Annotated in this window: 27 protein-coding genes; 13 read left to right on the top strand and 14 right to left on the bottom strand. The window is 45.5% G+C overall.

Going from position 1 to position 24,061, the window contains the following annotated elements; all coding sequences use genetic code 11:
* Positions 1–6: 6 nt before the first annotated feature.
* The 3 genes from recJ to xerD form a co-directional block, all read right to left on the bottom strand.
* A complete protein-coding gene (gene recJ, locus OV592_RS04745) occupies positions 7–1,728 on the bottom strand; it encodes a single-stranded-DNA-specific exonuclease RecJ (protein ID WP_406610587.1) in 1,722 nt (573 codons plus the stop codon).
* Positions 1,729–1,808: 80 nt separating this feature from the next.
* Positions 1,809–2,624 (bottom strand): thioredoxin fold domain-containing protein, encoded by an 816-nt coding sequence (locus OV592_RS04740; RefSeq protein ID WP_016401360.1) that lies wholly within the window; start codon positions 2,622–2,624, stop codon positions 1,809–1,811.
* A gap of 112 nt (positions 2,625–2,736) precedes the next feature.
* On the bottom strand, positions 2,737–3,657 hold the full coding sequence (gene xerD / locus OV592_RS04735; protein WP_406610586.1) for a site-specific tyrosine recombinase XerD: 921 nt from the start codon (positions 3,655–3,657) through the stop codon (positions 2,737–2,739).
* 100 nt (positions 3,658–3,757) lie between these two features.
* Between xerD and fldB the strand changes: the two genes are divergently transcribed.
* On the top strand, positions 3,758–4,276 hold the full coding sequence (gene fldB / locus OV592_RS04730) for a flavodoxin FldB (protein WP_406610585.1): 519 nt from the start codon (positions 3,758–3,760) through the stop codon (positions 4,274–4,276).
* Positions 4,277–4,286: 10 nt separating this feature from the next.
* Here the strand turns inward: fldB and OV592_RS04725 are convergent, their stop codons facing one another.
* The 4 genes from OV592_RS04725 to OV592_RS04710 all read right to left on the bottom strand — a co-directional run bounded on the left by OV592_RS04725 (position 4,287) and on the right by OV592_RS04710 (position 8,789).
* Positions 4,287–4,985, bottom strand: a complete 699-nt coding sequence (locus OV592_RS04725; protein WP_406610584.1) for a hypothetical protein — start codon at positions 4,983–4,985, stop codon at positions 4,287–4,289.
* A 91-nt stretch (positions 4,986–5,076) separates the two neighbouring features.
* A complete protein-coding gene (locus tag OV592_RS04720) occupies positions 5,077–6,441 on the bottom strand; it encodes a methyl-accepting chemotaxis protein (RefSeq protein WP_406610583.1) in 1,365 nt (454 codons plus the stop codon).
* 186 nt (positions 6,442–6,627) lie between these two features.
* The gene (brnQ, locus tag OV592_RS04715) at positions 6,628–7,935 is read right to left on the bottom strand and encodes a branched-chain amino acid transport system II carrier protein (RefSeq protein WP_338624345.1); all 1,308 of its coding nucleotides are present in this window, start codon (positions 7,933–7,935) and stop codon (positions 6,628–6,630) included.
* A gap of 131 nt (positions 7,936–8,066) precedes the next feature.
* Positions 8,067–8,789, bottom strand: coding sequence for a tRNA1(Val) (adenine(37)-N6)-methyltransferase (locus tag OV592_RS04710; protein ID WP_406610582.1), 723 nt, complete (start codon positions 8,787–8,789; stop codon positions 8,067–8,069).
* 97 nt (positions 8,790–8,886) lie between these two features.
* On the opposite strand from OV592_RS04710, the gene srmB reads away from it, so the two are divergent.
* On the top strand, positions 8,887–10,143 hold the full coding sequence (srmB, locus tag OV592_RS04705; RefSeq protein WP_406610581.1) for an ATP-dependent RNA helicase SrmB: 1,257 nt from the start codon (positions 8,887–8,889) through the stop codon (positions 10,141–10,143).
* 62 nt (positions 10,144–10,205) lie between these two features.
* Here the strand turns inward: srmB and OV592_RS04700 are convergent, their stop codons facing one another.
* The 5 genes from OV592_RS04700 to OV592_RS04680 form a co-directional block, all read right to left on the bottom strand.
* Positions 10,206–10,949: an OmpA family protein gene (locus tag OV592_RS04700; RefSeq protein WP_406610580.1), complete on the bottom strand. Its 744-nt coding sequence runs from the start codon at positions 10,947–10,949 to the stop codon at positions 10,206–10,208.
* A 208-nt stretch (positions 10,950–11,157) separates the two neighbouring features.
* Positions 11,158–11,625: a hypothetical protein gene (locus OV592_RS04695; protein ID WP_406610579.1), complete on the bottom strand. Its 468-nt coding sequence runs from the start codon at positions 11,623–11,625 to the stop codon at positions 11,158–11,160.
* 161 nt (positions 11,626–11,786) lie between these two features.
* Positions 11,787–12,560 (bottom strand): peroxide stress protein YaaA, encoded by a 774-nt coding sequence (gene yaaA / locus OV592_RS04690; protein WP_016401369.1) that lies wholly within the window; start codon positions 12,558–12,560, stop codon positions 11,787–11,789.
* A 17-nt stretch (positions 12,561–12,577) separates the two neighbouring features.
* Positions 12,578–13,696: a PilT/PilU family type 4a pilus ATPase gene (locus OV592_RS04685; protein ID WP_016401370.1), complete on the bottom strand. Its 1,119-nt coding sequence runs from the start codon at positions 13,694–13,696 to the stop codon at positions 12,578–12,580.
* An 8-nt stretch (positions 13,697–13,704) separates the two neighbouring features.
* Positions 13,705–14,739, bottom strand: coding sequence for a type IV pilus twitching motility protein PilT (locus OV592_RS04680; protein WP_016401371.1), 1,035 nt, complete (start codon positions 14,737–14,739; stop codon positions 13,705–13,707).
* A 25-nt stretch (positions 14,740–14,764) separates the two neighbouring features.
* Here OV592_RS04680 and OV592_RS04675 point away from each other — a divergent pair, with 25 nt between their 5' ends.
* From OV592_RS04675 to hemW, 7 genes are all read left to right on the top strand, one after another.
* On the top strand, positions 14,765–15,463 hold the full coding sequence (locus tag OV592_RS04675; protein WP_406610578.1) for a YggS family pyridoxal phosphate-dependent enzyme: 699 nt from the start codon (positions 14,765–14,767) through the stop codon (positions 15,461–15,463).
* 186 nt (positions 15,464–15,649) lie between these two features.
* Positions 15,650–16,471: a pyrroline-5-carboxylate reductase gene (gene proC / locus OV592_RS04670; protein ID WP_406610577.1), complete on the top strand. Its 822-nt coding sequence runs from the start codon at positions 15,650–15,652 to the stop codon at positions 16,469–16,471.
* Positions 16,472–16,488: 17 nt separating this feature from the next.
* On the top strand, positions 16,489–17,034 hold the full coding sequence (locus tag OV592_RS04665) for a YggT family protein (RefSeq protein WP_016401374.1): 546 nt from the start codon (positions 16,489–16,491) through the stop codon (positions 17,032–17,034).
* Positions 17,035–17,325 carry a DUF167 family protein YggU gene (yggU, locus tag OV592_RS04660; protein WP_016401375.1) on the top strand — a complete coding sequence of 97 codons (291 nt, stop codon included), beginning with the start codon at positions 17,035–17,037 and terminating at the stop codon, positions 17,323–17,325.
* Between the two features lie 58 nt (positions 17,326–17,383).
* On the top strand, positions 17,384–17,818 hold the full coding sequence (locus OV592_RS04655) for a DUF4426 domain-containing protein (RefSeq protein WP_220718831.1): 435 nt from the start codon (positions 17,384–17,386) through the stop codon (positions 17,816–17,818).
* 98 nt (positions 17,819–17,916) lie between these two features.
* Positions 17,917–18,516, top strand: a complete 600-nt coding sequence (gene rdgB, locus OV592_RS04650) for an RdgB/HAM1 family non-canonical purine NTP pyrophosphatase (RefSeq protein WP_406610576.1) — start codon at positions 17,917–17,919, stop codon at positions 18,514–18,516.
* Positions 18,510–19,664 (top strand): radical SAM family heme chaperone HemW, encoded by a 1,155-nt coding sequence (hemW, locus tag OV592_RS04645; protein ID WP_406610575.1) that lies wholly within the window; start codon positions 18,510–18,512, stop codon positions 19,662–19,664. The genes rdgB and hemW overlap by 7 nt, the downstream gene beginning before the upstream one ends.
* An 8-nt stretch (positions 19,665–19,672) precedes the next feature.
* Here the strand turns inward: hemW and trmB are convergent, their stop codons facing one another.
* A complete protein-coding gene (gene trmB / locus OV592_RS04640; RefSeq protein ID WP_406610574.1) occupies positions 19,673–20,407 on the bottom strand; it encodes a tRNA (guanosine(46)-N7)-methyltransferase TrmB in 735 nt (244 codons plus the stop codon).
* Between the two features lie 144 nt (positions 20,408–20,551).
* Positions 20,552–20,860 (bottom strand): DUF1272 domain-containing protein, encoded by a 309-nt coding sequence (locus OV592_RS04635; protein WP_406610573.1) that lies wholly within the window; start codon positions 20,858–20,860, stop codon positions 20,552–20,554.
* A 134-nt stretch (positions 20,861–20,994) separates the two neighbouring features.
* Between OV592_RS04635 and OV592_RS04630 the strand changes: the two genes are divergently transcribed.
* The 4 genes from OV592_RS04630 to mutY all read left to right on the top strand — a co-directional run bounded on the left by OV592_RS04630 (position 20,995) and on the right by mutY (position 24,040).
* Positions 20,995–21,486: a cupin domain-containing protein gene (locus OV592_RS04630; protein ID WP_406610572.1), complete on the top strand. Its 492-nt coding sequence runs from the start codon at positions 20,995–20,997 to the stop codon at positions 21,484–21,486.
* 11 nt (positions 21,487–21,497) lie between these two features.
* On the top strand, positions 21,498–22,436 hold the full coding sequence (locus OV592_RS04625; protein WP_406610571.1) for a Gfo/Idh/MocA family oxidoreductase: 939 nt from the start codon (positions 21,498–21,500) through the stop codon (positions 22,434–22,436).
* Between the two features lie 68 nt (positions 22,437–22,504).
* Positions 22,505–22,972: an Lrp/AsnC family transcriptional regulator gene (locus OV592_RS04620; protein WP_406610570.1), complete on the top strand. Its 468-nt coding sequence runs from the start codon at positions 22,505–22,507 to the stop codon at positions 22,970–22,972.
* A 9-nt stretch (positions 22,973–22,981) separates the two neighbouring features.
* Complete coding sequence (gene mutY, locus OV592_RS04615; protein WP_406610569.1) at positions 22,982–24,040, top strand: A/G-specific adenine glycosylase; 1,059 nt, start codon at positions 22,982–22,984, stop codon at positions 24,038–24,040.
* The last annotated feature ends 21 nt before the right edge of the window (positions 24,041–24,061 follow it).

The raw sequence follows: 24,061 nt of genomic DNA, 5'->3' as shown, positions 1-24,061 counted from the left end.
TAAGGTTTATAAGGGGGCTAAGTGTTCAACCATAAGTTGTACGCTGCGCCGCCCTCTAAATTCATTTACGTCCAGCTTATAAACCAGTTGCACATGCTTGAGGCTGGCATTTGGCCAAATGCTACGATCCACATTAAAAGCAATAGCATCCACTTCTTGGCTCATGCCCGGTAGCTTCACACTCATCTTTAAATGCTTTTCACCCACAACTCGCTGCGCACAGAGCTCAAACTCACCGTCAAACAAAGGTTCGGGAAAACCTTGGCCCCAAGGTCCCGATTCACGCAGCATTTCGGCAAATTCCAACACCAATTGCTCTGGTGCTAACTCTCCGTCACTAAGTAAGGTGTGAGTGAGGCATTCTTCATCTATAAAATCTTTGGCGGTGTTTTCTAAACAAGCTTGAAATTCGCTAAATCGCGATTGCGATAAAGACAAACCCGCAGCCATTGCATGGCCACCAAATTTAGCAATTAAACCTGGGTTTTGGGTATCTATACGTTCCAGTAAATCGCGAAGATGCACTCCAGCCACCGAGCGCCCCGAGCCTTTAACTTCGCCATTATCTCCATCAGCAAAAGCAAACACTGGGCGGTAGTATTTTTCTTTAATACGTGAAGCCACTAGCCCTACTACGCCTTGATGCCAATCGGCCTGATACAAACACAGTGCTTTGGGCAGGCTTTGAGTATCTAAACTCAACTTGCTGACGCTTTGCTGGGCTTCTTGCTGCATGCTGGCTTCAATATCTTTGCGCTCACTATTCAAGCTGTCCATTTCGCTGGCCAATTGACGCGCGTGGTGAATATCGTCACTAAGCAAACAGTGAATGCCTAAGCTCATATCGTCTAAGCGGCCAACCGCGTTGAGGCGCGGACCAATTGCAAAACCTAAGTCACTGGCCACCATACTGGCTTTATTGCGGCCAGACACTTCAATAAGCGCTTGAATGCCGGGCCTACAGGCACCAGCTCGAATACGCTGCAGCCCTTGGTGCACTAAAATTCGGTTATTACTGTCTAGCGGAACTACATCCGCCACAGTGCCTAGTGCAACCAAATCCAATAAACTGGCAATATTGGGCTCTACCAAGCCTTGCTGAACAAATAAATCCTGTTCGCGCATTTTGCTGCGCAGCGCCATAAGCAAGTAAAACGCTACACCTACGCCAGCCAGATTTTTACTTGGAAACGCGCAGGCCGACAGATTTGGATTAACAATAGCCGCCGCTTTGGGTAATTGCTCACCTGGCAGGTGATGATCGGTGATAAGTACCGGAATACCAAGAGACTCCGCCTTATCAACGCCATTGATGCTGGAAATGCCATTATCCACGGTAATAATGAGCTCTGCGCCTTTGGCTGCGGCTAGCTCTACAATCTCAGGGCTTAAGCCATAGCCGTACTCAAAACGGTTAGGCACTAAAAAATCTACAGACCGAAAGCCAAACTGCGGCAAGCCAGCCATTAATAGCGCTGTGCTGGTTGCACCATCGGCATCAAAGTCACCAACAATCAGGATCTTTTTTCGTTGCTGCAGATTGCTTATAAGTAAGTTGACCGCATCATCCATGCCTTGCAAACCTTGAAATGGCAAAAGAGCTTGAGCGCGCCGTTCAACATCGGCCGCGGTTTTTACTCCGCGTCGCACATACACTTGTTTTATTAGCTCTGGCCATTCGGCTGGTAGCGCTTGGGTATCGAGATTTTCGCGGCGGCGTAATAACACGTATTGGTTTCTCTAGGATGGTGAAATAAAAAAGGCTCCCCTTTTTAACAAAAGTAGGAGCCTATTTACAGCAGTGAAAGCTAGCTACGCTCTAAAAACTCTAACAAGGCAGCCGGTGGGCGATATCCCGGCAACATAGTGCCATCTTCTAGCACCATAGCTGGCGTACCACGAACACCGAACGCCTCGCCTAACTGGTACTGTTTAAGCACCGTGTTGTCACAGCTGGCTTTAGCCACAGAGCTGCCGTTTTTAGCTGCACTCATGGCACCGGCTTTATCATCAGCACACCATACGCTTTGCATTTCACCATAAACTGGGGAGTCTACTCCACCACGTGGGAAGGCCAAGTAACGCACAGTAATGCCTAAATCGGTATAACCCGCTAAGGTTTCAACTTTTTGAGTTTGCTGGTTTTTTTCTTTGTAAGTGTACATTTCATTATGCAACTTGCGACAGTAACCACAGCTGGTATCGGTAAACACTGTCACAACGTATTTTTCATCTTTTGCTTTGAATACAATCATGTCGTTTTCAAAACTTGCTAACTGCTTAATTCGCACCTTAGCCATGCTTGCATCCGTTAGGTTCACTCGATTGACTAAATCAAACAAGCTACCTTGAATTAAATAACGACCGTCTTGGCTCACATAAAACATGCCCTGGCTGGTGGCCACTTCATAAATACCAGCTAATGGCGTTTCGGCTACCGCATCTACTTTTACACCCAAACGCGCTTCAATCACCTGTTTGGTTTTTGTAGTATCCAATTTGTTGGTCATGTCTGCTTGAGCCACCTTGGTTTCAGGCTGCTCACTGGCATCGTCACTCCAGGCAGTGTTTAAGCTTAGGCCGAATAAACTCATCGACAACAATAAGGCCTTGGATAATTTCATTAAATTTTCTCCGAATTAGGGGTATACAAGCAGACCGTGCAAAGCTTGCAAAACTTACCGCCTATAGGCGGTAAATGCAAAAAAATTAGTTATAAACTGCTTAGTAGGTCGCCTAAGCGCGCGGGTGATGTTGCTGGTAAACACTGCGTAAACGCTCGTTTGCTACGTGGGTATAGATTTGAGTTGTAGACAAATCACTATGCCCCAATAACATTTGCACCACCCTTAAATCAGCGCCGTGGTTAAGCAAATGAGTGGCAAAAGCATGACGTAAGGTATGCGGTGATAAGTGGTTGTTAATCCCTGCTAAGCTAGCATAGCGCTTAATGCGATGCCAAAAAGTTTGCCGGGTCATTTGGCTACCACGTGAGCTTGGAAATAATACATCGCTCTCTTGTTTTAGTAACAGCGGTCTCGCTTGCTTTAAGTAGCGCTCTAATACATCTACTGCTTGCTCCCCCAAAGGAACTAAGCGCTCTTTACCACCTTTACCCACAACCCTTACCAACCCTTGGCGCAAGCTCACTTGCTCTATTTGCAGGCTCACTAACTCGGTCACTCGCAACCCAGTGGCATATAAAACCTCTAACATGGCTAAGTCACGATGCTGAATGGGATCATCCAGCTGCGGCTCATTTAGCAAGGCATCTACCTCGGCTTCGCTTAGGGTACCCGGTAGCTTTTTCTCTAATTTAGGTTGTGCTAACAGCGCGCAGGGATCATCTTCACGGCTTTTTTCTTGAATTAAAAAGCGGTAAAAACGCTTCAGGGTGGAAAGTTGTCTAGCTGCGCTTGCTGGCTTTTGCCCTTGCTCATAGCGATAAGCGATAAAGCCCTGCAAGTCTAAGGCTTCAGCTTGTTCTAGCGAGATTTTTTTCTGCAACAAAAAACTCGCCAGCTGGTTTAAATCATTGCGATAAGAATTAAGAGTATTCTCTGCAAGGCTGTGCTCAAACCACAGCTGTTCAATAAAGCGATTGATATGTGGATTATCAATCTCGCTGGCTTTTGGTTTGCTTTGCTTGCTTGGCATATTTCTCACTAATTAATCGGGCTAACACTTGGCTTATTGGTGTTAGTTAGCGCTTTTGATAAACTGCCCGCGCACACTGCAACGCTTAAGGAAGTTTTACATGCGCATTGGCCTGTTCTTTGGCTCGTCTACCTGTTACACCGAAATGGCAGCAGAGAAAATTCTCGCTGAATTTGCCGACCATGATATCGACATGTTCAATATTAAAGATTGCGACATAAGCCAAATGCACGACTATTCGCTGCTTATTCTTGGAATTTCTACTTGGGATTATGGCGAATTACAGGAAGATTGGGAAGCCGTATGGGATAACCTTGAAGGGCTTGATTTTAAGAACAAAACCATCGCACTGTTTGGCCTAGGTGACCAAGTGGGTTATAGCGAATGGTTTTTAGATGCTATGGGATTATTGTTTGAGCAACTGGCGCCCTCTGGTGCTAACTTTATTGGCTTTTGGCCAAACCAAGGCTATGAGTTTGAAGCTTCTAAAGCTCTCACCGAAGACGGCGAATTCTTTTATGGCTTAGCGCTAGACGATGAACATCAATACGAAGTAAGCGACCAGCGTATTCAACAATGGTGTGGCCAGTTGAAGCAGGAGCTAAAAGAGTTAGCCTAAACTTCTTTTATCAAAGTTGCTCTTTGGGTTGCATATCCCGAACGGCTAGATAACTTAAGCCAAGTAAAAAGCCACCAACAATCTGTATAAAAAACAACCAAAAAATGGCGAGGTAATTGATGTAAAGAAAATCACTCATACTTAGTAACCAATCAACTATTAAGCGAATACCTTGGAGTATGAAAGCTAAAAGAACCAATTGAAGCATAAGTGCTTTAGATAGATGAAAAATGTTCCTAAACTTAGCGTCACCACTAAAGATATAGTGCGGGATTACCAAAGCCATCCAAAACAACAAGCTACGCGACATCAGCTGACATATTATACTCACCAAGTTAGTCTGTTGTTGAGATTGAACTAAAACAACATTTATCAAGACTCCAATTAGCAAATACTGAAACACAGTTACAACAATCGTCCACACTGCAAATAATGCAAAAACTCTCAGGTATAAGTTCATACCAGAAAAGGCATTTACTGGCGTTTCTCCCATAACCAAGAAACAACAGTTGGTCAGTAGCATCGACAAAGCAAATATTTGAATAATCAACGACAGCCACCCCAACAGAGGGTCTTGTAGAGCTAGCTCAAAACCAACAGCCCAATTGATTGTATAAATAAGAAATGGAATTGTTATTGCGTTAAGTGTTTCTTTGTAATTAAGAAATGGGTATAAGAAACTTGCAGCCAGTATTTTGAGTATAAGCAATTCATTTCCCTATGAATATATTTATTAAAAGGCTAAATCTTAACACGCTAAGCTAATATCGTAACTGGTGTTTATAACGTGACTCCAATATTTAAGAGGTAACTAAGTCTTTAGTAAGCCGCTCTAGCACTTCTACTCGCTCCAGCAGCGATTTAATGGCTTGGTCTGAACCTTGAACTAACTCGGTTACCAGCACGGTTTGGTCTCGCAGCTGGTGTGTATCATCCGAGATACCCGTGGCAACAACCCCTTGCTGTTCCGAGGCCGTGGCAATTTCTGAAATTTTTGCCGAAACCGTATCGGTACGCTGATGAATGTCCGCGATGGTTTGATGCACACCGCCCATCATTTCTTTACTGGTTTCACCACGCTGCACGCTTTCTTTAACCGTTGAGCTTAAACCAAGGCTGGTAGATTGTAGTTCTTCAATCATCGATTGAATCTCTACAGTGGCTTGCTGAGCTCGCCCAGCTAGGCTGCGCACCTCGTCTGCCACAACCGCAAAACCGCGACCTTGCTCACCAGCTCGAGCCGCTTCAATGGCGGCATTTAATGCCAAAAGATTAGTTTGTTCAGAAATGGAGTTAATGGTGGTCACCACTGCACCGATATCTTGAGTGCGCTTTTCCAATTGAGTGACCGCTTGCTCGGCACGCTGTACGTCAGCCATCAAGTGGTCAATCGCCTCTACTGTTAACTCTACCTTTTGCTGCCCTTCACTGGTGGCTAGATTGGCTTGGCCTGTTTGCTCTGCGGTGTCATTAGCATTGGCAGCCACATTACGAATAGTGACCACCATTTGCTCAATGGCACTAGCCAAGGAATCAACCCGATCCTGCTGTTGCACACTTAAGCTATTACATTGCTCGCTGGTTTGGTTGAGTTGATGGCAAAGATCTTTAACCATCGCGTTACTGGCATTGGTTTCGCTCACCAGCTGGTGTTCTCGTTCCGCTACTTTATCGATAATAATGGCGATAGAGCTGAATTCATCTCGCACCGGAAAGTAGTTAAGTCGATTGGTTAAATCGCCCTTGGCTAGCAAGTCCAACGCATTGTGAATTTGATACATTGCCCCGCCAATAAAGGTCATTACGTAGTAAAACAGTAAACCGGCAACAAACAATATCGCTGCGACGCTGGCGTATTGCAGCCCAGAAAACAGCGCAAATATTGACGTTTGCTGATGCTGAGGGCTTACTCGATTGCCACGTAATTCATAACCAGCTTTTGACAATACAGTACGCAATTGCTCGGGCTCAGCTTGAATAATTTGATTTACTAGTTGGGCTTGTTGCTGATCAAGCTGCTGCAAATGGTTCTCTACATTACTAGACACAATCAATAAGATCGCGAGCAACGCCAACATAGGAAAAGCGAACATAAGTAGAAACTTTTCCTGCAAGGTAAGGTGAATATTAAAGCGATCAATCCACCTAAATGGGACTTCTTTCATGACAAACTCCATTTTGCATTGCAACAATCGAACAAATAGCGGGCTATGGTATTGCGCGAGGCAGGGGAATACGAGGGATTGCGCGTCAAGATCTCAATGAGAAAATCAAAAAAAACAGGTATTAACCTGTTATGTTGTTTTTACTAAAGAAAAGCAGCGCCAACCTGTTGTTGGCGCTAAGTAAACTTATGCGGTTTCGGCAACTGTTTGCTTGCTTGAGCGAGCAAACACACTAACCAATACTGCGGCTAGAGTTGGCAATAACCAAGCAAAACCTTGTGAGAAGCCCGGTAATACATTAAAGGCTTCCATATTCACACCAGTTGCTTTGATTGCATCGAGCACACCAAAAATAGCCGCTACACCAATAATTAATCGAGCCGCCATTTGAGGTCGATTAAACCAATCCACTAACAGGTTAAAGGCAATCAATGCCACTGCTACCGGGTAAATACCAATAAGAATTGGAATAGAAACCACCAACAGTTGGTTCAAACCAATGTTAGCCACTAATGCACAACAGGCAGCAGTAGCAATAGCGGTAAGTTTATAAGAGAACTTGCTGTTATCACTCACGTAAGTTGAAAACGACGAGATACCACCAATAGCCGTTGTGAAACAGGCCAAACTTACAATGGTAGATAACAATAGTTGGCCTTTAGCGCCGAACAATACTGCTACGTAGGCAACAATAATTTCGCCACCATTTTGCGCCTCTGGCGCTACGCCGGTTGCAGTAGCACCTAAGTAAAACAGCACTACATAAAATAGGGTTAGGCCAATTGCCGCTATAATGCTGGCCTTAACCAAGTAGCCAAATTGCTCGCCTTTACCGCTTACCCCCTTACCGTTAAGCGCATCAATCATCAACACACCAAACATCAATGCTGCAAGTGCGTCCATAGTGTTGTAGCCGTCAATAAAACCTTGACCAAAAGGCATGTCCGCAAAGCCTTTTTGCGCTTCAGCAATCTCTGCAAAAGGATTACTAAATACACTTACACCGATAACCGCAATACAAATTACCAACAAAGGAGTGATTATTTTGCCAACAGTATCGATTAAGCCGCCACGGCGCAGAATAAAAAACAAAGCCGCCACAAAATAGAACAATGAGTAAGCAATTAAAGTGAGTTGGCTAGCGCTTTCAACCAGCGGTACCAAGCCAAGCTCATAAGCTACCAAACATGTACGGGGAATACCGAACATCGGAACCAATACTAGATAAATGGCGAGCGCAATAAAGTTAGCCACCTTTGAGGGTAAATAACGCCCAAGGTGAACAATACCGCCACCGGCTTTAGCAATCGCTAATAAACCCAGTAAAGGTAAACCTACCGCAGTGGCCAAAAAGCCAAGCATCGACATCGCTAAATTGTCGCCAGCTAACATGCCTGCCATAGGTGGAAAAATTAAATTACCTGCGCCTAAAAAAAAGGCAAAAACCATCATCCCTAAGCTGATTGTATTCCATGATCCAAGAGGTTTGGTCACGTGTTATCCCCGTTGTAGATTGCAATTGATTATATTTTTAAGCAATGAAGTATATAACATGGCCTTAAAACATAAAACCAGTGAATAAATCTACATAAAGGATAATTGATCCAACTCAACAGTAAACAAATCTACATTTTTAAGTACAATTCTCTACACAACTCAACATATTGTTCAGAGTAAGTTCTATCCTCCTGATAGATAAGGATTTGCTCTTGCTTAAGTGACAACGAAGCGTGTTGAGAGAAGCGCATCAAACTACGAATGGCTGGTTTATTGGGAAGTGATTGCACCTCAGCTTGATGTATTAAACACCAATTGTTGCTTAAGGCTTGCTGTTGCCACAACTCTGCTACATCACACGGTAGCACTAACGCTAATTCAGTGTTTGCATGACATAACTTTTTCAAGGCAGCAAAAAACTGCTCGGCATTGAGCGAGCCACTGTGCCTAGCTAGCTGGCGCTTTTCATCGAATTGCTGTCCGGCAGGAAAATACGGCGGGTTAGAAACAATAAGATCATAGGCATAAGTTGGTTGGTGAGTTTGCATACTGCTTAAAGTTACATTGATAGTATTTGCCCACGGAGAGTTCGCCACATTAGATTTGGCTTGCTCACAAGCATCAGCGTCAATATCAATGGCATCAATACTCAGCTTGCCTTCACCGCGTTGAGCCATGATTAAGCTAATCAATCCTGTGCCTGTTCCAACATCCAATATGCGCTTAGCATTTGCCAGATTAAGCCACGCCGCTAATAAGATCCCGTCGGTACCCACCTTCATTGCACATTGATCGTGCGCCACATGAAACCGCTTAAAGGTGAATCCAGGACGATGATTATGATCGATCACTTCTTGCTTGCCTCTGTTTGGCGCTATACTATGCCGCGAATGTAAATGACCCGCGCTTTTGGTTCAAGTCGATGGCGCCTCACAACTTGGTAGATTTATGACCTTCGAAGACCTCGACCTAGACCCGCAGATCCTAGCTGCAGTAAGCGATATGAGCTTACAAAAAGCCACAACTATTCAGCAGCGAACCATTCCGGCAATGCTTGATGGTCGAGACGTACTGGCTTCTGCGCCTACTGGCACAGGTAAAACCCTAGGCTTTTTGCTGCCAGCGATTCAACATTTGTTGGACTATCCTCGCCGTAAAGCCGGGCCCGGTCGAGTATTAATTCTTACGCCTACCCGTGAGCTTGCCATGCAAGTCGCCGAACAGGCTCGTTTAGCAACATCGCACACCAAACTCACAACTATCGATATCACTGGTGGGGTTAAATACGATGTTCACGCTGAACAGCTTAAGGGCAATATTGATATCGTGATCGCCACTCCTGGCCGCTTAATGGAGTACATCACCTATAAGGTGTTTGATACCCAGGCCATTGAGGTACTGATTCTAGACGAAGCCGACCGAATGTTAGACATGGGCTTTATCAAAGACATGGAAACGATTAGCGACGCTACCAGCGAACGCAGCCAAACCGCTTTGTTTTCAGCCACCTTAGAAGGCTCTGGTTTAATGCGTTTTGCCGACAAGGTAATGCAAGATCCGGTACAAATTGAAGTAGAACCACCACGCCGTGAGCGCGCTAAAATTCTACAAATTTTGCACTTCTGTGATGATGCTGCCCATAAATACCAGTTATTGCGCCACTACTTGCTTAACGAAGAGATTGAGCGTTGTGTGGTATTTGTAAAAACCCGTGAGCGTTTATATGCCTTAGCAGAACAGCTACAAAGCGATGATATTAAAGCATCGTACCTGCGTGGTGAAATGGCTCAAGACAAACGCAACCAAGCCATGCAAGCCTTTAGAGAGGGCGAAGTTAAGATTCTCATCGCCACCGATGTGGCTGCTCGTGGCTTAGATGTACCTGAAATTAGTCATGTATTTAACTATGACATGCCACGCACCCCAGATGTTTATGTACACCGTATTGGCCGCACCGCCCGTGCTGGACGCAAAGGCATGGCTGTAAACCTGGTTGAAGCACATGATATGGGAGCGTTGGCCAAAGCAGAGCGTTATACTGAAGAGCCAATTAAACGCCGAGTAATTGATGGCTTACGTCCAACTCACCGTGTTGCAGCACCACCGGCTAAAAAGAAAAAACCTAAAACTGCGGAAGCTAAAAAGGCCGCTAAGAAAAAGGCTAAGGGTCGCGCTAAGAAGCTGGCTAAAAAAGCGAAGAAATAGCCAAGTAATAAAAACGAAAGCCACGCAATGCGTGGCTTTATTGTGACTGTTATAACGTCGTATTAGTTATAAACTCGCACTTCTACCCGGCGGTTATGCGCGCGACCTTCTTCGGTAGCGTTAGAAGCAATTGGCGCAGCAATGCCTTTGCCTTCTTCAACCGCTGCATCTCTGGTTACACCTGCAGCAAGTAAAGCAATTCCAACATTATGTGCACGGCGTTTGCTAAGCTCATAATTGTATTCGTCACTACCAATGTTGTCGGTATGACCCGCTACATCAATTTTTAAGTCATTTGCTATAACGGTTTTAGCGATACAATCAACTTTAGCTTGTTCATCAGCATCGTATTCGTCTTTGTTGAAGCCAAATAAGATATGTTCAAAGCCAACCACTTTGTCATCTTCAACCATGACATATTGTTCGCAAGACTCAGGAATTAGTACTGCAGCTGCTGCAGCAACCACGACCACCTCTTCTACAATCTCTTCCTCAACAACAACCACTTCTTCTACAACAACTTCTTCGACGATTTCGCAACCGCGTTCGTCAACTATTGCGCCTGCTGGTGTATCGGGGCATTCATCAACGCTATTAGCCACACCATCACCGTCTAAATCTGGATTAGAACAAACCAGCGCGCCACCGATAACACCGGCAACCATGCCACCACCGCCAGCAACAGAGCCAAAGGCACCGCCGATAATCGGACACAAAACCCTAATATCTCCTTCAGGAGGAGTTGAACACCCTGATAATGAAGCTGCGCCAACTAGCGCTAATACCACTGCAATCTTATTTTTCATATTATCTCCATATGGCCTAACTCGACTATTCATGTCGATTACCTTGAGTAAAAAATAAGTCACCCATTTACCAATTAAACCTATTCTAGGTAGGCTTTTTTGAGATATTGACAAGGCTGGAGCAAAAACTCAAGTGAATAAAAAGTTAAAAGTTTTACGGGCCTTTACTGTAAATCGCCTAAAACCATCATATAGTTTTACTTTTCACTTACTCTCTATCTGTAGGTGAGCGGTGACGAATGTCATGTGAGAACTCAAACTGTTGATGTGCAAAAAAGAGTTCATTCACGTCCAATGGCGCTTTAACTGATACCGAAGTATAGGGTTCTTCCACAATGAATCTACGGCGGTCCATCGAACGAAGGGCTACAAATTCAACTTCTAAGTTAGCACTTTCTCCGGGGTTGAGATCTCGACGAAAGTTCAAACCCATAGAATCCCAAGCTTCATTATCTGGCCCCCAAGGCGCAGCGTAGTCAGTCTTAATAATCTGTAGGTACGGGTTTAAAAAAACTATTTTAGCTTGGCGGGAGCTTCGAATGGTTGGGGCGGTATTGAGCAAGGTAAATTTAACCGTGAACAGCTCACTCACATTAACATGTTGCCCATTGGTTTTAGTCACTTCAGCGCTTAGATAAAGATACTGTGAATAGTGTTCTAAGATTGCGTCTAACATATTAGCTTTCCTTACTGATAAGTGCAAAGCTAAGCCTAGTAAAGACGGTTTGTTTTAGTGGCTAAAAGCCTTAATCTCCCTCGGTTGCGCCGTAAACAATTATGCGCATAAAAAAGCCCCAACTAAGTGGGGCTTTCTCAGGCTGTAAACCGCCTTAGGTCTTACGCTTCGTCACGTAAAAAGACCAAAGTGCTAGCATCCGAGCTAGCTTCATCAAAATAATAACCTTGATAATCAAACTGGCTCAGTTGCTCTAAGCTGGTGACCTGCTTATCGAACATATAGCGAGCCATTAAGCCACGGGCTTTTTTTGCATAAAAGCTAATGATCTTATACTGACCGTTCTTTTGATCTTTAAACACTGGGGTAATAACCGTGCCATTTAAAAGCTTGGGTTTAACCGCTTTAAAGTACTCATTAGAGGCTAAGTTAACCAGAATGTTGTCGCCCTGTTCGGCTAAGGCTTGATTCAGCTTATCGGTGATAATCTCACCCCAAAACTGATACAAGTTTGCCCCTCTTTCATTGGCAAGCTTAATGCCCATTTCTAAGCGATAAGCCATCATCAAATCCATGGGACGCAACAAACCATAAAGGCCGGACAAGATCCGCAAATGCTGCTGAGCATAGTCTAATTGCTCAGCGCTTAAGCTGGCTGCATCTAAGCCCGTGTATACATCACCTTTAAAGGCAAACACCGCTGGGCGAGCCAAATCTTCTGGTAAGTCCTTGGTCCATTCAGCAAAACGGGCAGCGTTTAAGCCTGCCAACTTATCACTAATTTTCATTAAGCTAGCGATGTCGGCTGGGCTTAACTGCCTAGCCACATCGATTAGCTCGGCACTATGCTCAAGCAGCTCAGGGCGAGAAGATGAGTAACTCGCTAACTCAGAACTAAAATCCAAGGTTTTAGCTGGTGAAATAACCGCTAACATAATGCTCCTTTCAAGAGTTAAAAATCGACGGTAACACCGTCTAACATTCCGCTGTCTAAATTATTCGATTTTTCGGTGCCATGCAATTTAATCATCAAACGAAGATCGTTAGGTGAATCAGCATGGGCAATAGCTTCGGTATAGCCAATTACGCCACTTTCGAACAATTCAAACAAGCTTTGGTCGAAGGTTAACATGCCCTGTTCGCGAGATTTACTCATTAACTCTTTGAGCTTATGCATATCACCTTTACGAATTAAATCGGCAGCTAATGGTGTATTAAGTAAAATTTCAAATACCCCGCGACGGCCGTTACCATCTTTGGTTGGCACTAACTGCTGAGCCACAATCGCACGTAGGTTGAATGATAAGTCAAAACACAACTGGCGATGACGCTCTTCTGGCACCAAGTGCATAATCCGGTCTAGAGCTTGGTTCGCGTTGTTGGCGTGCAAGGTAGCCATACATAAGTGACCCGTTTCAGAGAATTGCAACGCAAACTCCATGGTCTCGCGGGTACGGATCTCACCAATCAAAATCACATCGGGTGCTTGACGCAATGAGTTCTTCAAAGCTTCATCAAACGATGGCGTGTCAATGCCCACTTCACGCTGGTTAACAATACAACCAGCATGTTTGTGCATAAACTCCACCGGGTCTTCAATGGTAAGAATATGCCCACTGGAATTGTGATTACGGTAATCGATCATACTGGCCTGAGTGGTTGACTTACCCGCACCGGTCGCACCAACAAACAAAATCAAACCACGTTTCGACATACCTACTTCTTTGAGAATTTGCGGCAACTGCAGCTGCTCAAAACTTGGAATATCAGTTTCAATACGACGAATTACCATGCTTGGCTGTTCGCGTTGATAAAAAGCACTCACACGGTAACGGCCCAAGCCTTGGCGAGCGATGGCAAAGTTTGCCTCACGACCAGTAACAAAAGCTTCTAGCTGAGCCTCTGTGCGAATGGCGGCTAGCATATCCATTACATGCTCTGGCATTAGCTTTTGCTCATTTAGCGGCATTAAACGGCCACTCACTTTAGCGCTAGGCGGGACCCCAACCGATAGATATAAATCGGATGCTTTACGCTCCGACATATCGCTTAATAGCTCATCGAGTAACATAAACCCTCCTAGAAGTTATTCGGATCTGCAGCTTTAAGTTTAGCGTCTTCATACGACACCATCCCTTGGTTCACCAACTCTTTTAAGTTTTGATCCAAGGTCTGCATGCCGTGCGCCATACCGGTTTGAATAACCGAATACATTTGCGCTACTTTATCTTCACGAATCAAGTTACGAATCGCTGGAATACCGGTCATGATTTCGTGAGCAGCCACTCGTCCGCCACCCAGTTTTTTAAGCAGAGTTTGAGCAATTACCGCACGCAGCGATTCCGACAACATGGAACGTACCATGTCTTTTTCTGCTGCTGGGAATACGTCAATCACACGGTCAATGGTTTTAGCTGCTGAGGTGGTGTGCAAAGTGCCAAATACTAAGTGACCGGTTTCGGCTGCGGTGAGTGCTAAACGAATGGTTTCTAAGTCACGTAATTCACCAACCAGAATAATATCCGGGTCTTCACGAAGCGCTGAACGTAGCGCATTGTTAAAGCTGTGGGTATCGCGGTGCACTTCACGTTGGTTAATCAGACAGTTTTTGTTTTTGTGCACAAATTCTATCGGGTCTTCAATGGTAAGGATGTGCTCGTGACGTTGCTCATTAATGTAGTCGATCATCGCCGCCAATGTGGTTGATTTACCAGAACCGGTTGGGCCAGTTACTAGCACTAAACCACGTGGGTGTTCAGCAATTTGCCTAAAAATGGCCGGTGCACCTAGTTGCTCTAAACTCAATACTTCTGAAGGAATGGTACGAAATACCGCTGCTGCGCCGCGGCTTTGTTGGAAGGCGTTCACACGAAAGCGCGCTACGCCGGGCACCTCAAACGAGAAGTCAATCTCGAGGTTTTCTTCATACTCTTTACGTTGCTTATCGTTCATAATGTCGTAGATCAGACTATGAACTTGTTTGTGCTCTAATGCCGGTACGTTAATTTTACGCACTTCGCCGTCTACCCGAATCATCGGTGGCAATTCTGCAGATAGGTGTAGATCCGACGCGTTATGTTTTACACTAAAGGCCAGTAATTCAGTAACATCCATTTAATTGTTTCCTCAATGTGAGTCTATGAGCAGTATTACCCAAGCACTTCAATTTGTTAACCAAGAAATTCAGCAAGCGTTAGCTAAAGCACATCGCCCCGCAGATGCTGTTGATTTGTTAGCCGTTAGTAAAACCAAACCCTTGAGTGATATTGCCAGCGCCTATCAGGCGGGCCAGCGCAGCTTTGGTGAAAACTATGTGCAAGAAGGCGTAGATAAAATCATCGAAAGCCAACAGCAAAGCTGGTTACAAGAGCCCATAGAATGGCACTTTATTGGCCCCTTGCAGTCCAACAAAACTCGCCTTGTGGCGGAGCACTTTGATTGGATGCAAACCCTAGAGCGGGCCAAAATTGCCGATCGCTTAGCAGCGCAGCGCCCTAGCAATATGGCGCCCTTGCAAGTGTGTATTCAAGTCAATATTAGCCAAGAACCGGCTAAATCAGGAGTGTTACTGGAAGATGTAGATGCATTAGCTGCACACATTGCGAAACAGCCAGCCTTAACCTTGCGCGGTTTAATGGCCATTCCGCAAAAGCTTGAGCAAGGCCAAGAACTGGCAACTCAATTTGCTGCCATGCAACAAAAATTTAGCGAATTACAGCAACAATATTCTAGTGTTGATACTCTTTCCATGGGGATGAGTGGCGACATGCAAATGGCAATCAATAACGGCAGTACCATGGTTAGGGTGGGCAGCGCGATATTTGGCCAACGAAACTAATACCAATCACACTAAGTAAGTGATCAGAAATAGCGCAGGAAAATACTCGAGAATAAGACAGGATTTTTCGATAAGTAGTTATTCTACAATCAAAAATACTAACGCAATTATCGAGTATTTTAACCAGCTAGAATGAACAGTGACTTAGTACGATTGGTATAAGAACAATAATAAGGAAAATTGAACATGACAGCTCGAATTGCGTTTATTGGCGGTGGTAACATGGCCAGCAGTTTGATTGGCGGCTTACTCGCTAATGGCGCAAACCCAAGCAACATTACCGCTAGTGATCCGAATACTGAGCAGCAGCAAAATCTTAAGCAGCAGTTTTCGGTAAATGTAACTGGCGATAACAATCAAGCTATTGCCCAAAGCGATGTGATTGTATTGGCGGTAAAACCGCAACTTATGGCAGTGGTTTGCCAAGCCATTGCCGATGCAGGCAATGACTTAAGCAGCAAACTGTTTGTCTCTATTGCTGCAGGTGTCAGCGTTAAACGCTTGAAAGGTTTACTGGGTGAGCAGGTTGCCATTGTGCGCACCATGCCTAATACTCCTGCATTGGTTGGCCGCGGTATGACGGGTTTATTTGCTCCATCAGATGTAAGCGAAGAGCAAATTGCTAGCGCCGAGCAGCTAATGCAAGCAGTAGGTGAAACCTGCTGGGTGGCAAACGAAGATGATATCAACCATATCATCGCAGCAGCAGGCAGTGCCCCCGCTTACTTTTTCCTATTCATGGAAGCTATGCAGCAGCAGGCAGAGAAACTAGGCTTTAGCCCTGAACAAGCGCGCAGCTTAGTTCAACAATCAGCTTTAGGCAGTGCCGAACTGGTTGCAGCTAATCCAGACCTTGATTTAGCGACACTTCGGGCCAATGTTACTTCTAAGGGAGGAACGACTGCCGAGGCAATTCGTGTTTTTGAAGAACAAGGCTTACGTAAAGTAGTCGCCAATGCCATGGACGCCGCCGTTGAACGCGGACGCGAAATGGAAAGTTTGTTTTAAATTATTCTGAGGACCTTATGCAAGCGCTTAGTTACTTGATTGAAGTTGTATTCAACCTCTACTTGATGGTGGTTTTACTGCGTGTGTGGCTACAAATGGCGCGCGCCGATTTTTACAACCCGCTTAGCCAGTTTGTGGTTAAAGCAACCAACCCCATTGTTGTTCCGCTACGCCGGGTTATCCCAGGATTCGCTGGAGTAGATTGGGCAGCAGTGTTCTTGGCATTAGTCATATCCTTTGCCAAATGGGCTATTTTAATGCAGCTACGTGGTGGTTTTGATTTAACTGCGGTAGCGATTCTGGCCTTGTTTAGCACACTAAAAGAAGCAGGAATGTTGTTGTTCTGGGTATTGTTACTACGCGCTATTTTAAGCTGGGTAAGCCAAGGTCGCAGCCCAATAGAGTATGTATTAGGCCAATTAACTGAACCGCTACTTTCACCGATCCGCCGAATTCTTCCTTCCATGGGAGGATTAGATTTATCTGTATTGGTGCTATTTATTGCGCTTAACTTTCTTAATTTGTTAATCGCTGGCTGGGTACCATTCTGGAGCTCATTGTAATTGCCTAAGCCCGTTAGCTTTGATGACGTAAACCTGCTGTTGCAGGTTTACGTGCAACCTAAGGCGAGCCGCGACGCGATTATTGGCTTGCACGGTGAAGAGCTTAAAATCGCCATTACTGCTCCACCGGTTGATGGAAAAGCCAATCAGCACTTGAGCAAGTTTTTAGCGAAACAATGTAAAGTGGCCAAGTCCCAAATCTCTATCCTGCGCGGAGAACTTGGTCGCCACAAAACCATTAGCATTGCTCAGCCAAAACAAATCCCTGAGATAATCGCTGGTTTGCTGTAACTTTTATCGCACAGAATCTTTCTATACTTAAACCATGCATGTAAAAAAGGTCGCCCTCATGAGTAAGTTTTTCTTGGTCAACTTGATCGCCAGCATAATGCTATTTTCTCTACCCAGCCAGGCGGAACAAAAGGTTCAACTGGGTAACTATGAAGTGCACTATGTGGCTTTTAACTCCACCTTTATTCCAGCAGAAGTCGCCAAAATTTACGGTTTGCAGCGTAGCCGATATAACGGCCTAATTAACATTACCGTGCTCGACAGCAAATCGGCTAACAAGGCTCCAGTTGCAGTTAACATATCAGGAACAGCGCGTAACTTAATTGGTAATCAAAAAAACCTAGAGTTTAAAGAAATTCGCGAAGGCGAGTCGATTTACTACATTGCCGAATTGCGTCACAGCAACGAAGAGACCTTTCGTTTCAAGCTCACTATTGATGATGGCAAAAGCCAACAGCTGCTAGAGTTTCAACAAAAGTTCTACGTAGATTAGACAATTTCAGCTACCCAGCCTTAGCTGTTAGTTAAGGCTGTTTCAGCACAGCCCCTTCGATTAAACTACACCAGCCTCTTGTTACTCTAGGACTCAGTATGCAAAAAGTTGTACTTGCCACCGGCAACCCCGGCAAAGTGGCCGAGCTTTCGGAACTACTTAAACCGCTAAACAAGCAAATTATTGCCCAAAGTGAATTTGCCATAGAAGATGCTGCCGAAACCGGCACCACCTTTGTGGAAAATGCCATTATTAAAGCCCGCCACGCGGCTAAGGTTACTGGGCTCGCTGCCATTGCTGACGATTCAGGTTTAGCCGTAGACTACTTAAACGGAGCCCCCGGTTTATACTCGTCTCGCTACGCTGGCGAAGATGCTAATGACCACGACAACGTGCTCAAGCTATTAGATGCAATGAAACAGGTGCTACCAGCCCAGCGAGGCGCAGAGTTTCACTGCGTATTGGTTTACTTGCGCCACGCCGATGATCCAGCGCCGCTAATTTGCCACGGTAAATGGCGCGGTAGCATTACCGAAGAAATTCATGGTGCTGGCGGCTTTGGCTATGACCCGGTATTTTGGGTTGAACAACATCAAGCAACGTCTGCTCAAATCAGCAAGGCAGAAAAAAACGCCCTTAGCCATCGCGGTATTGCTTTACGCCAGTTGTTAGCGCAAATGGAAGCGCAAGCATGCTAAGGCTTAGCCCAGCACTTAGCCTTTACGTTCACGTGCCTTGGTGCGTGCAAAAATGCCCCTATTGCGATTTTAACTCCCATGGCCTCAAACAAGACTTACCTGAAGCCGACTACATACAAGCCCTGCTGGCCGACTTAGATGCCGACTTAGCCCGCTTTCCCGCCTTACATGGCCGAGCCTTGCACAGTATTTTTATTGGCGGAGGCACTCCTAGCCTGCTATCTGCCCAAGCTATCAGCGATTTATTGCAAGGCATCAAACAGCGCTTGGTTTTAAGCCCTGAGACCGAAGTTACCATGGAAGCCAACCCCGGTACCGCCGAGGCAGAGCGCTTCGCTGGTTATTTTCAAGCAGGGGTAAATCGCTTATCCATTGGCGTACAAAGCTTTCAAGCTGAGCACCTCACCAAGCTTGGCCGCATTCACAGTGGTGACGAGGCTATTAAAGCCTTTGAGTTTGCTCAGCAAGCCGGTTTTAAGCGCATTAACCTTGATTTAATGCACGGCTTGCTAAACCAAAGCCTCGAGCAAGCAATGAGCGACTTACAACAAGCGTTTGCCCTTGGCCCAAGCCATTTATCTTGGTATCAACTAACGATTGAAGCCAATACTGCCTTTGCTTCTCGCCCTCCCAAGCTACCTAACGAAGATCTGTTATGGGATATTTATGAGCAAGGCCACCAGCTGCTGCAACAAGCAGGCTTTGATCAATACGAAGTCTCGGCCTACTGTAAAAATGGCGACCGCTCACAACACAATCTTAATTATTGGCGTTTTGGCGACTACCTAGGCATTGGCTGTGGCGCGCACGGCAAAATAAGCGACCTAACTCAACAAGCCATCATACGAACAGAAAAAGTTAAACACCCCAAGGGGTACCTAGCACCAGAGCGCGAGTTTATGTTTAAGCACTGGGCTGTGGAGCAAGATGATTTAGCCTTTGAGTATTTCTTAAACCGCTTACGTTTGTTTGAAGATATACCCAAGGCTGAGTTTATTAACTTAAGTGGTTTGCCACTTAGCAAGCTTGAGTCACCGCTTAAAGAGGCAAAGCAACAAGAACTATTAGATGAACATGACCAGCATTGGGCGGTGACAAAAAAAGGCCGTTTATTTCTAAACGACCTTCTCAATTGCTTTACCGATTAAGCGGGTAATTAAGACTCACGAGCGAATATCAAATCCCACACACCGTGGCCTAAACGATGGCCGCGGTTTTCAAATTTAGTTAATGGGCGCCATTCTGGACGCGGCACATAATCGTTATTGTCTGAGGTATTGCTATAACCCGGCGCGGCTTGCATGACTTCTAACATGTGCTCGGCGTAGTTTTCCCAGTCTGTCGCCATGTGGAATACACCACCAATCTTTAGCTTCTTGCGCAACACTTCAACAAACTCCAGTTGCACGATACGGCGTTTGTGGTGACGCGCTTTATGCCATGGGTCTGGGAAAAATAATTGAACAGTATCTAAACTATTGTCTGGAATACTGTCATTTAGTATTTCTACAGCGTCGTGTTCAAATACGCGCAAGTTAGCAATGCCCGCTTCAACAGCATCGGCCATGCAAGCGCCAACTCCTGGGCGATGCACTTCAATACCAATAAAGTTGGTTTCTGGGGCGGCTGTGGCCATCTCTACCAAAGACGCTCCCATACCAAAACCAATTTCTAGTACGGTTTTTGCCTCGCGACCAAATACCTCTGCCAGTGAGTAGTTGCTGGCTTGGTGGTCTAAGCCCATTTGCGGCCAAAACTCTGTTAATGCCTTTTCTTGGCGTTTAGTTAAACGGCCTTCGCGCTTAACAAAGCTGCGAATTTTACGAAGACGTTTATCTTCAACTTGCTCTTGAGAAGCCTCAGGTGCTTGGTTTTGGTCTTGCTCGCTCATGATATTTCCAGACTAGATTTTGCAGGGACATTCTAAATGTAGAACAGGGCTGGCATTATCCAAAGTTCTCGCCGTTGTGCAAGCTTTGCACGCTAAAGCTTGCAATGTTTTGCAGCAAAAATCAGCTCGAAAGGTAAACAGCCCCTAGCGTTTATTTGGCGCTAGCGTCCCTACTCGCTCAATCAGACTTTGTTGCTGACTAAGGTTTACCGCTTTAGTCACCACTCGCTTACCCGCTGGATAGTGGCTCAAGTTATTACCATTCACCCAATCAGCTTCTGGCCTAATAGGCCTAGGACAAAACCCGCCACCGCAATTTGGGCAAACATTAGCTAAAACGGTTTCCACACATTCTTTACAAAAAGTGCACTCAAAGGAGCAAATCATCGCATTGGTTGCATTAGCTGCTAAGGGTGTTTCGCAGTGCTCGCAACAAGGTCTAAGTTCTAACATAATCTCTCCTTTATTAGCTAAACTAAGGTAAAATCACAGCTCAAAAAACCAACTAAGCAACCCAGAATCTACCAACTAACTGAGCTTATCAGTCACTGTAGATTACACCGTAATAAAATACCTAGGATACGGCGATGATAACTAAACCCCAAGTTCGGCTGTATAACGAACAAGAGTTTCATGGCGGTGATGCTCCTCTCTACGAGGGCCAAGGCTATAGCTTTAAACAAGCACAGCATATGGCTACCGTAGTCTATCAACCTGCCCACCTTAATCCTTCCGCTCCCGCGGGAATGCAAGGCAAAGGACGTTTAGATGGCACCTGGATTTACAGTGAAGAGCCAGACAAAGCCGAAGGCATTTTAGCCAGTGGTATAGAGCTGGTGATGGATTCAAGCCTAGAAGCCAATGGCAGTATCGGTTTGCATCAGCATACTCATACCGAAGAGGTGTATTATCTGCTCAGTGGCGAGCTTGTTATTACCCTGGTTGAAGGAGAGGAGCAGCAAACCCAAACCCTTAAAGTTGGCGACTCCCACTGTATTCACCCTGGACAAAGTCACTTTGTGCAAGCTGGCTCTACTGGCGCACGCTTTATCGTGGTTGCCGCCAAAGTTAACAATTAGGACTTCGTAAATTGCTTTTCAACAACACGCCCGCCGCCATTAACAGCGCAGCGATTATTGGCTGTAACTGGGGTTTAGTGCACTTAAGCGCTTTGCAGCAAAACCAAGTAGAGGTTAAAGCTTTACTTGATTTAGACATAAACAAAGCCCAGCACCTGGCAAAGCAACATGGCATTGCTGCAGCTTGCAATAACATCGACCAATTGCCACCAGTAGATTTAGTGGTTATTGCCAGCCCAGCAGCCTCGCATTTAACGCTTATCGAGCATTTTAAGAACACCGCGATCATTTGTGAAAAGCCGCTAATGGGCTTAAGTGAAACCCAGCTCTTATCGAGCTGGCCGCAAAACCTATGGGTGAACTATGCCTTTAATTACTTAGCAAGCGCTCAGCTTATCAATAACTTGTTGGAGGCCGAGCAACCAGTTAAGGCGCACTTAAGCTCACAGGTAAACTTGCCGCTTAACTTTACCTTAGAACAGTGGTTTTTAGAGACAGCTAGCCATCCCCTATCTTGGTTACTCCATAAACTCGGCGAACCAAAGCCGCTCTCTTCTACAAAATGCCAGGGGCGGCATGACAATCAGCACTTGAGCTTAGAGCTTGCATGCAAGCAGCATCAGATTGAGGTGGATTTTAGTTTAGGTGGATCTCCGGGCATCTTTCATCAAATACGCTTAACGCAAGGCGACAACAACATTGAGTTGCAAGGCGAATATGTACCCGGACAAGCTTGGCGTTTTGCGCCAGTGTTGTTAAATGGCGTAGCACAAAATCAAGGGGAGTTTCATCCGCAGGATTGTTGGTTACAAGCCAATCATCGCTCTACTTCCTCCATCATCGAGCACTTACGTGGCCACACCAGTAAACAGGAACTACTCGCTGCTGGCGGATTTAGTCCCAGTAAAGCGCTTTGGTTAGAACAAAGCCTAGTAGCCACACAAAGATAGCGGTTGTTTCTTAAGCTTAAGCGCGGGAAAATAGCAGCAACTTTCATTATTTGAGCAAAGTGTGAAAAATGAAACTCGATAGTAAAGACAAGTTAATACTCGATTTGCTGCAACGAGACATAAGCATCCCGCTCAACGACATCGCCGAACGGGTGGGTTTATCGGCAACGCCTTGCTGGCGTAGAGTGCAAAAACTAGAGCAAGCAGGCTTTATTCGCCACAAGGTCGCCTTACTCGATAGGGCTAAACTCAACTTAGGCGTAACCGTGTTTGTAAGTGTGCGCACCTCGCAGCACGACCAACAATGGTTGGATCAGTTCAAGCAAGCCATTCAAGATATTCCAGAGATCATTGAAGCTCACCGCATGAGTGGCAGTATCGACTACTTGTTGCAGGTTGTAGTACCTAGTATCGACGACTACGACAAAGTATATAAGCAACTGATCGAACGCTTAGCCTTTACCGATGTAAGCTCTGCCTTTTCTATGGAAGTCATGAAATCGACAACCTCGCTGCCAACCCACTATTTAAACTAAGCATTTTTAATGACCAACAATCTCGCAAACTTTTCCAGCCGAGTGGTTACTTGGTATCACCAAGCTGGGCGCAAACACCTGCCTTGGCAGCAAGACAAAACACCTTACAAAGTTTGGCTGTCGGAAATCATGCTGCAGCAAACTCAAGTGGCGACGGTTATTCCCTACTTTGAACGTTTTATGCAACGTTTCCCTACGGTGAGTGACTTAGCTAAAGCCGATACCGATGAAGTACTGCACCTATGGACCGGCCTCGGTTATTACGCACGAGCGCGTAATTTACACAAAGCAGCTAAAGAGATTGCCGAGCAACATAATGGGCGATTTCCCGAAGATATCGACCAAGTTATCGCTCTACCGGGCATTGGCCGTTCAACTGCTGGCGCGGTATTGTCTTTATCCTTAGGACAACGCCATGCCATTTTAGATGGCAACGTAAAGCGAGTACTCGCTCGTCACCAAGCGATAGCAGGTTGGCCAGGTAAAAAGCCAGTGGAAAACCAACTATGGGAACTGGCCGAAACCAATACGCCAGAGCAACAAACTACCGAATACAATCAAGCAATGATGGATTTAGGCGCCATGGTCTGCACTCGCAGCAAACCTAGTTGCGAAGTTTGCCCTGTAGCAGAAGATTGCCAAGCGCTTAAGTATCAGCGTCAAGGCGACTTCCCCGGTAAAAAGCCAAAAAAAGTATTGCCAGAAAAACCCACTCAAATGCTGATTTTGCATTGGCAGCAGCAGTTTTTGCTCTATCAACGCCCCATGCAAGGGCTTTGGGGAGGCCTATATTGCTTCCCTGAAATTAACATTGAAGACAGCATTAGTGATTGGTTAAATCAGCATCAAATGAGTGCCGATGCCATTTATGAGCTCTCGCCGCTAAGGCACACCTTTAGCCACTACCATTTAGACATTCAACCTTCGCTCATCGAGCTTAGCGAAGCGCCTAACTTACAAGTCATGGCAGACAATCAACAACTTTGGTATAACATGCAACAAGCACCCAAAGTTGGCTTAGCTGCCGTTACAGAAAAGCTGTTAAAAATAGCGCAACAAGCACTTTAATTTAGCCTTTGCCTCCCTTAG

Source organism: Agarivorans sp. JK6 (assembly GCF_045277145.1).
Taxonomy (GTDB): Bacteria; Pseudomonadota; Gammaproteobacteria; order Enterobacterales; family Celerinatantimonadaceae; genus Agarivorans; species Agarivorans albus.
The sequence above is the reverse complement of the archived record's forward strand: the minus strand, read 5'-3'. Positions and strand labels throughout refer to the sequence as shown.

What these genes read in the sequence shown, in the direction of transcription:
- OV592_RS04680 (WP_016401371.1), bottom strand. Translation starts at nt 14,739, where the DNA reads ATGGATGTTACTGAATTACTGGCCTTTAGTGTAAAACATAACGCGTCG.
- OV592_RS04635 (WP_406610573.1), bottom strand. Translation starts at nt 20,860, where the DNA reads ATGTTAGAACTTAGACCTTGTTGCGAGCACTGCGAAACACCCTTAGCA.
- OV592_RS04665 (WP_016401374.1), top strand. Translation starts at nt 16,489, where the DNA reads ATGCAAGCGCTTAGTTACTTGATTGAAGTTGTATTCAACCTCTACTTG.
- OV592_RS04740 (WP_016401360.1), bottom strand. Translation starts at nt 2,624, where the DNA reads ATGAAATTATCCAAGGCCTTATTGTTGTCGATGAGTTTATTCGGCCTA.
- OV592_RS04685 (WP_016401370.1), bottom strand. Translation starts at nt 13,696, where the DNA reads ATGTTACTCGATGAGCTATTAAGCGATATGTCGGAGCGTAAAGCATCC.
- xerD (WP_406610586.1), bottom strand. Translation starts at nt 3,657, where the DNA reads ATGCCAAGCAAGCAAAGCAAACCAAAAGCCAGCGAGATTGATAATCCA.
- yaaA (WP_016401369.1), bottom strand. Translation starts at nt 12,560, where the DNA reads ATGTTAGCGGTTATTTCACCAGCTAAAACCTTGGATTTTAGTTCTGAG.
- OV592_RS04655 (WP_220718831.1), top strand. Translation starts at nt 17,384, where the DNA reads ATGAGTAAGTTTTTCTTGGTCAACTTGATCGCCAGCATAATGCTATTT.
- OV592_RS04700 (WP_406610580.1), bottom strand. Translation starts at nt 10,949, where the DNA reads ATGAAAAATAAGATTGCAGTGGTATTAGCGCTAGTTGGCGCAGCTTCA.
- rdgB (WP_406610576.1), top strand. Translation starts at nt 17,917, where the DNA reads ATGCAAAAAGTTGTACTTGCCACCGGCAACCCCGGCAAAGTGGCCGAG.
- srmB (WP_406610581.1), top strand. Translation starts at nt 8,887, where the DNA reads ATGACCTTCGAAGACCTCGACCTAGACCCGCAGATCCTAGCTGCAGTA.
- proC (WP_406610577.1), top strand. Translation starts at nt 15,650, where the DNA reads ATGACAGCTCGAATTGCGTTTATTGGCGGTGGTAACATGGCCAGCAGT.
- trmB (WP_406610574.1), bottom strand. Translation starts at nt 20,407, where the DNA reads ATGAGCGAGCAAGACCAAAACCAAGCACCTGAGGCTTCTCAAGAGCAA.
- OV592_RS04695 (WP_406610579.1), bottom strand. Translation starts at nt 11,625, where the DNA reads ATGTTAGACGCAATCTTAGAACACTATTCACAGTATCTTTATCTAAGC.
- hemW (WP_406610575.1), top strand. Translation starts at nt 18,510, where the DNA reads ATGCTAAGGCTTAGCCCAGCACTTAGCCTTTACGTTCACGTGCCTTGG.
- OV592_RS04620 (WP_406610570.1), top strand. Translation starts at nt 22,505, where the DNA reads ATGAAACTCGATAGTAAAGACAAGTTAATACTCGATTTGCTGCAACGA.
- mutY (WP_406610569.1), top strand. Translation starts at nt 22,982, where the DNA reads ATGACCAACAATCTCGCAAACTTTTCCAGCCGAGTGGTTACTTGGTAT.
- OV592_RS04630 (WP_406610572.1), top strand. Translation starts at nt 20,995, where the DNA reads ATGATAACTAAACCCCAAGTTCGGCTGTATAACGAACAAGAGTTTCAT.
- OV592_RS04720 (WP_406610583.1), bottom strand. Translation starts at nt 6,441, where the DNA reads ATGAAAGAAGTCCCATTTAGGTGGATTGATCGCTTTAATATTCACCTT.
- fldB (WP_406610585.1), top strand. Translation starts at nt 3,758, where the DNA reads ATGCGCATTGGCCTGTTCTTTGGCTCGTCTACCTGTTACACCGAAATG.
- OV592_RS04675 (WP_406610578.1), top strand. Translation starts at nt 14,765, where the DNA reads ATGAGCAGTATTACCCAAGCACTTCAATTTGTTAACCAAGAAATTCAG.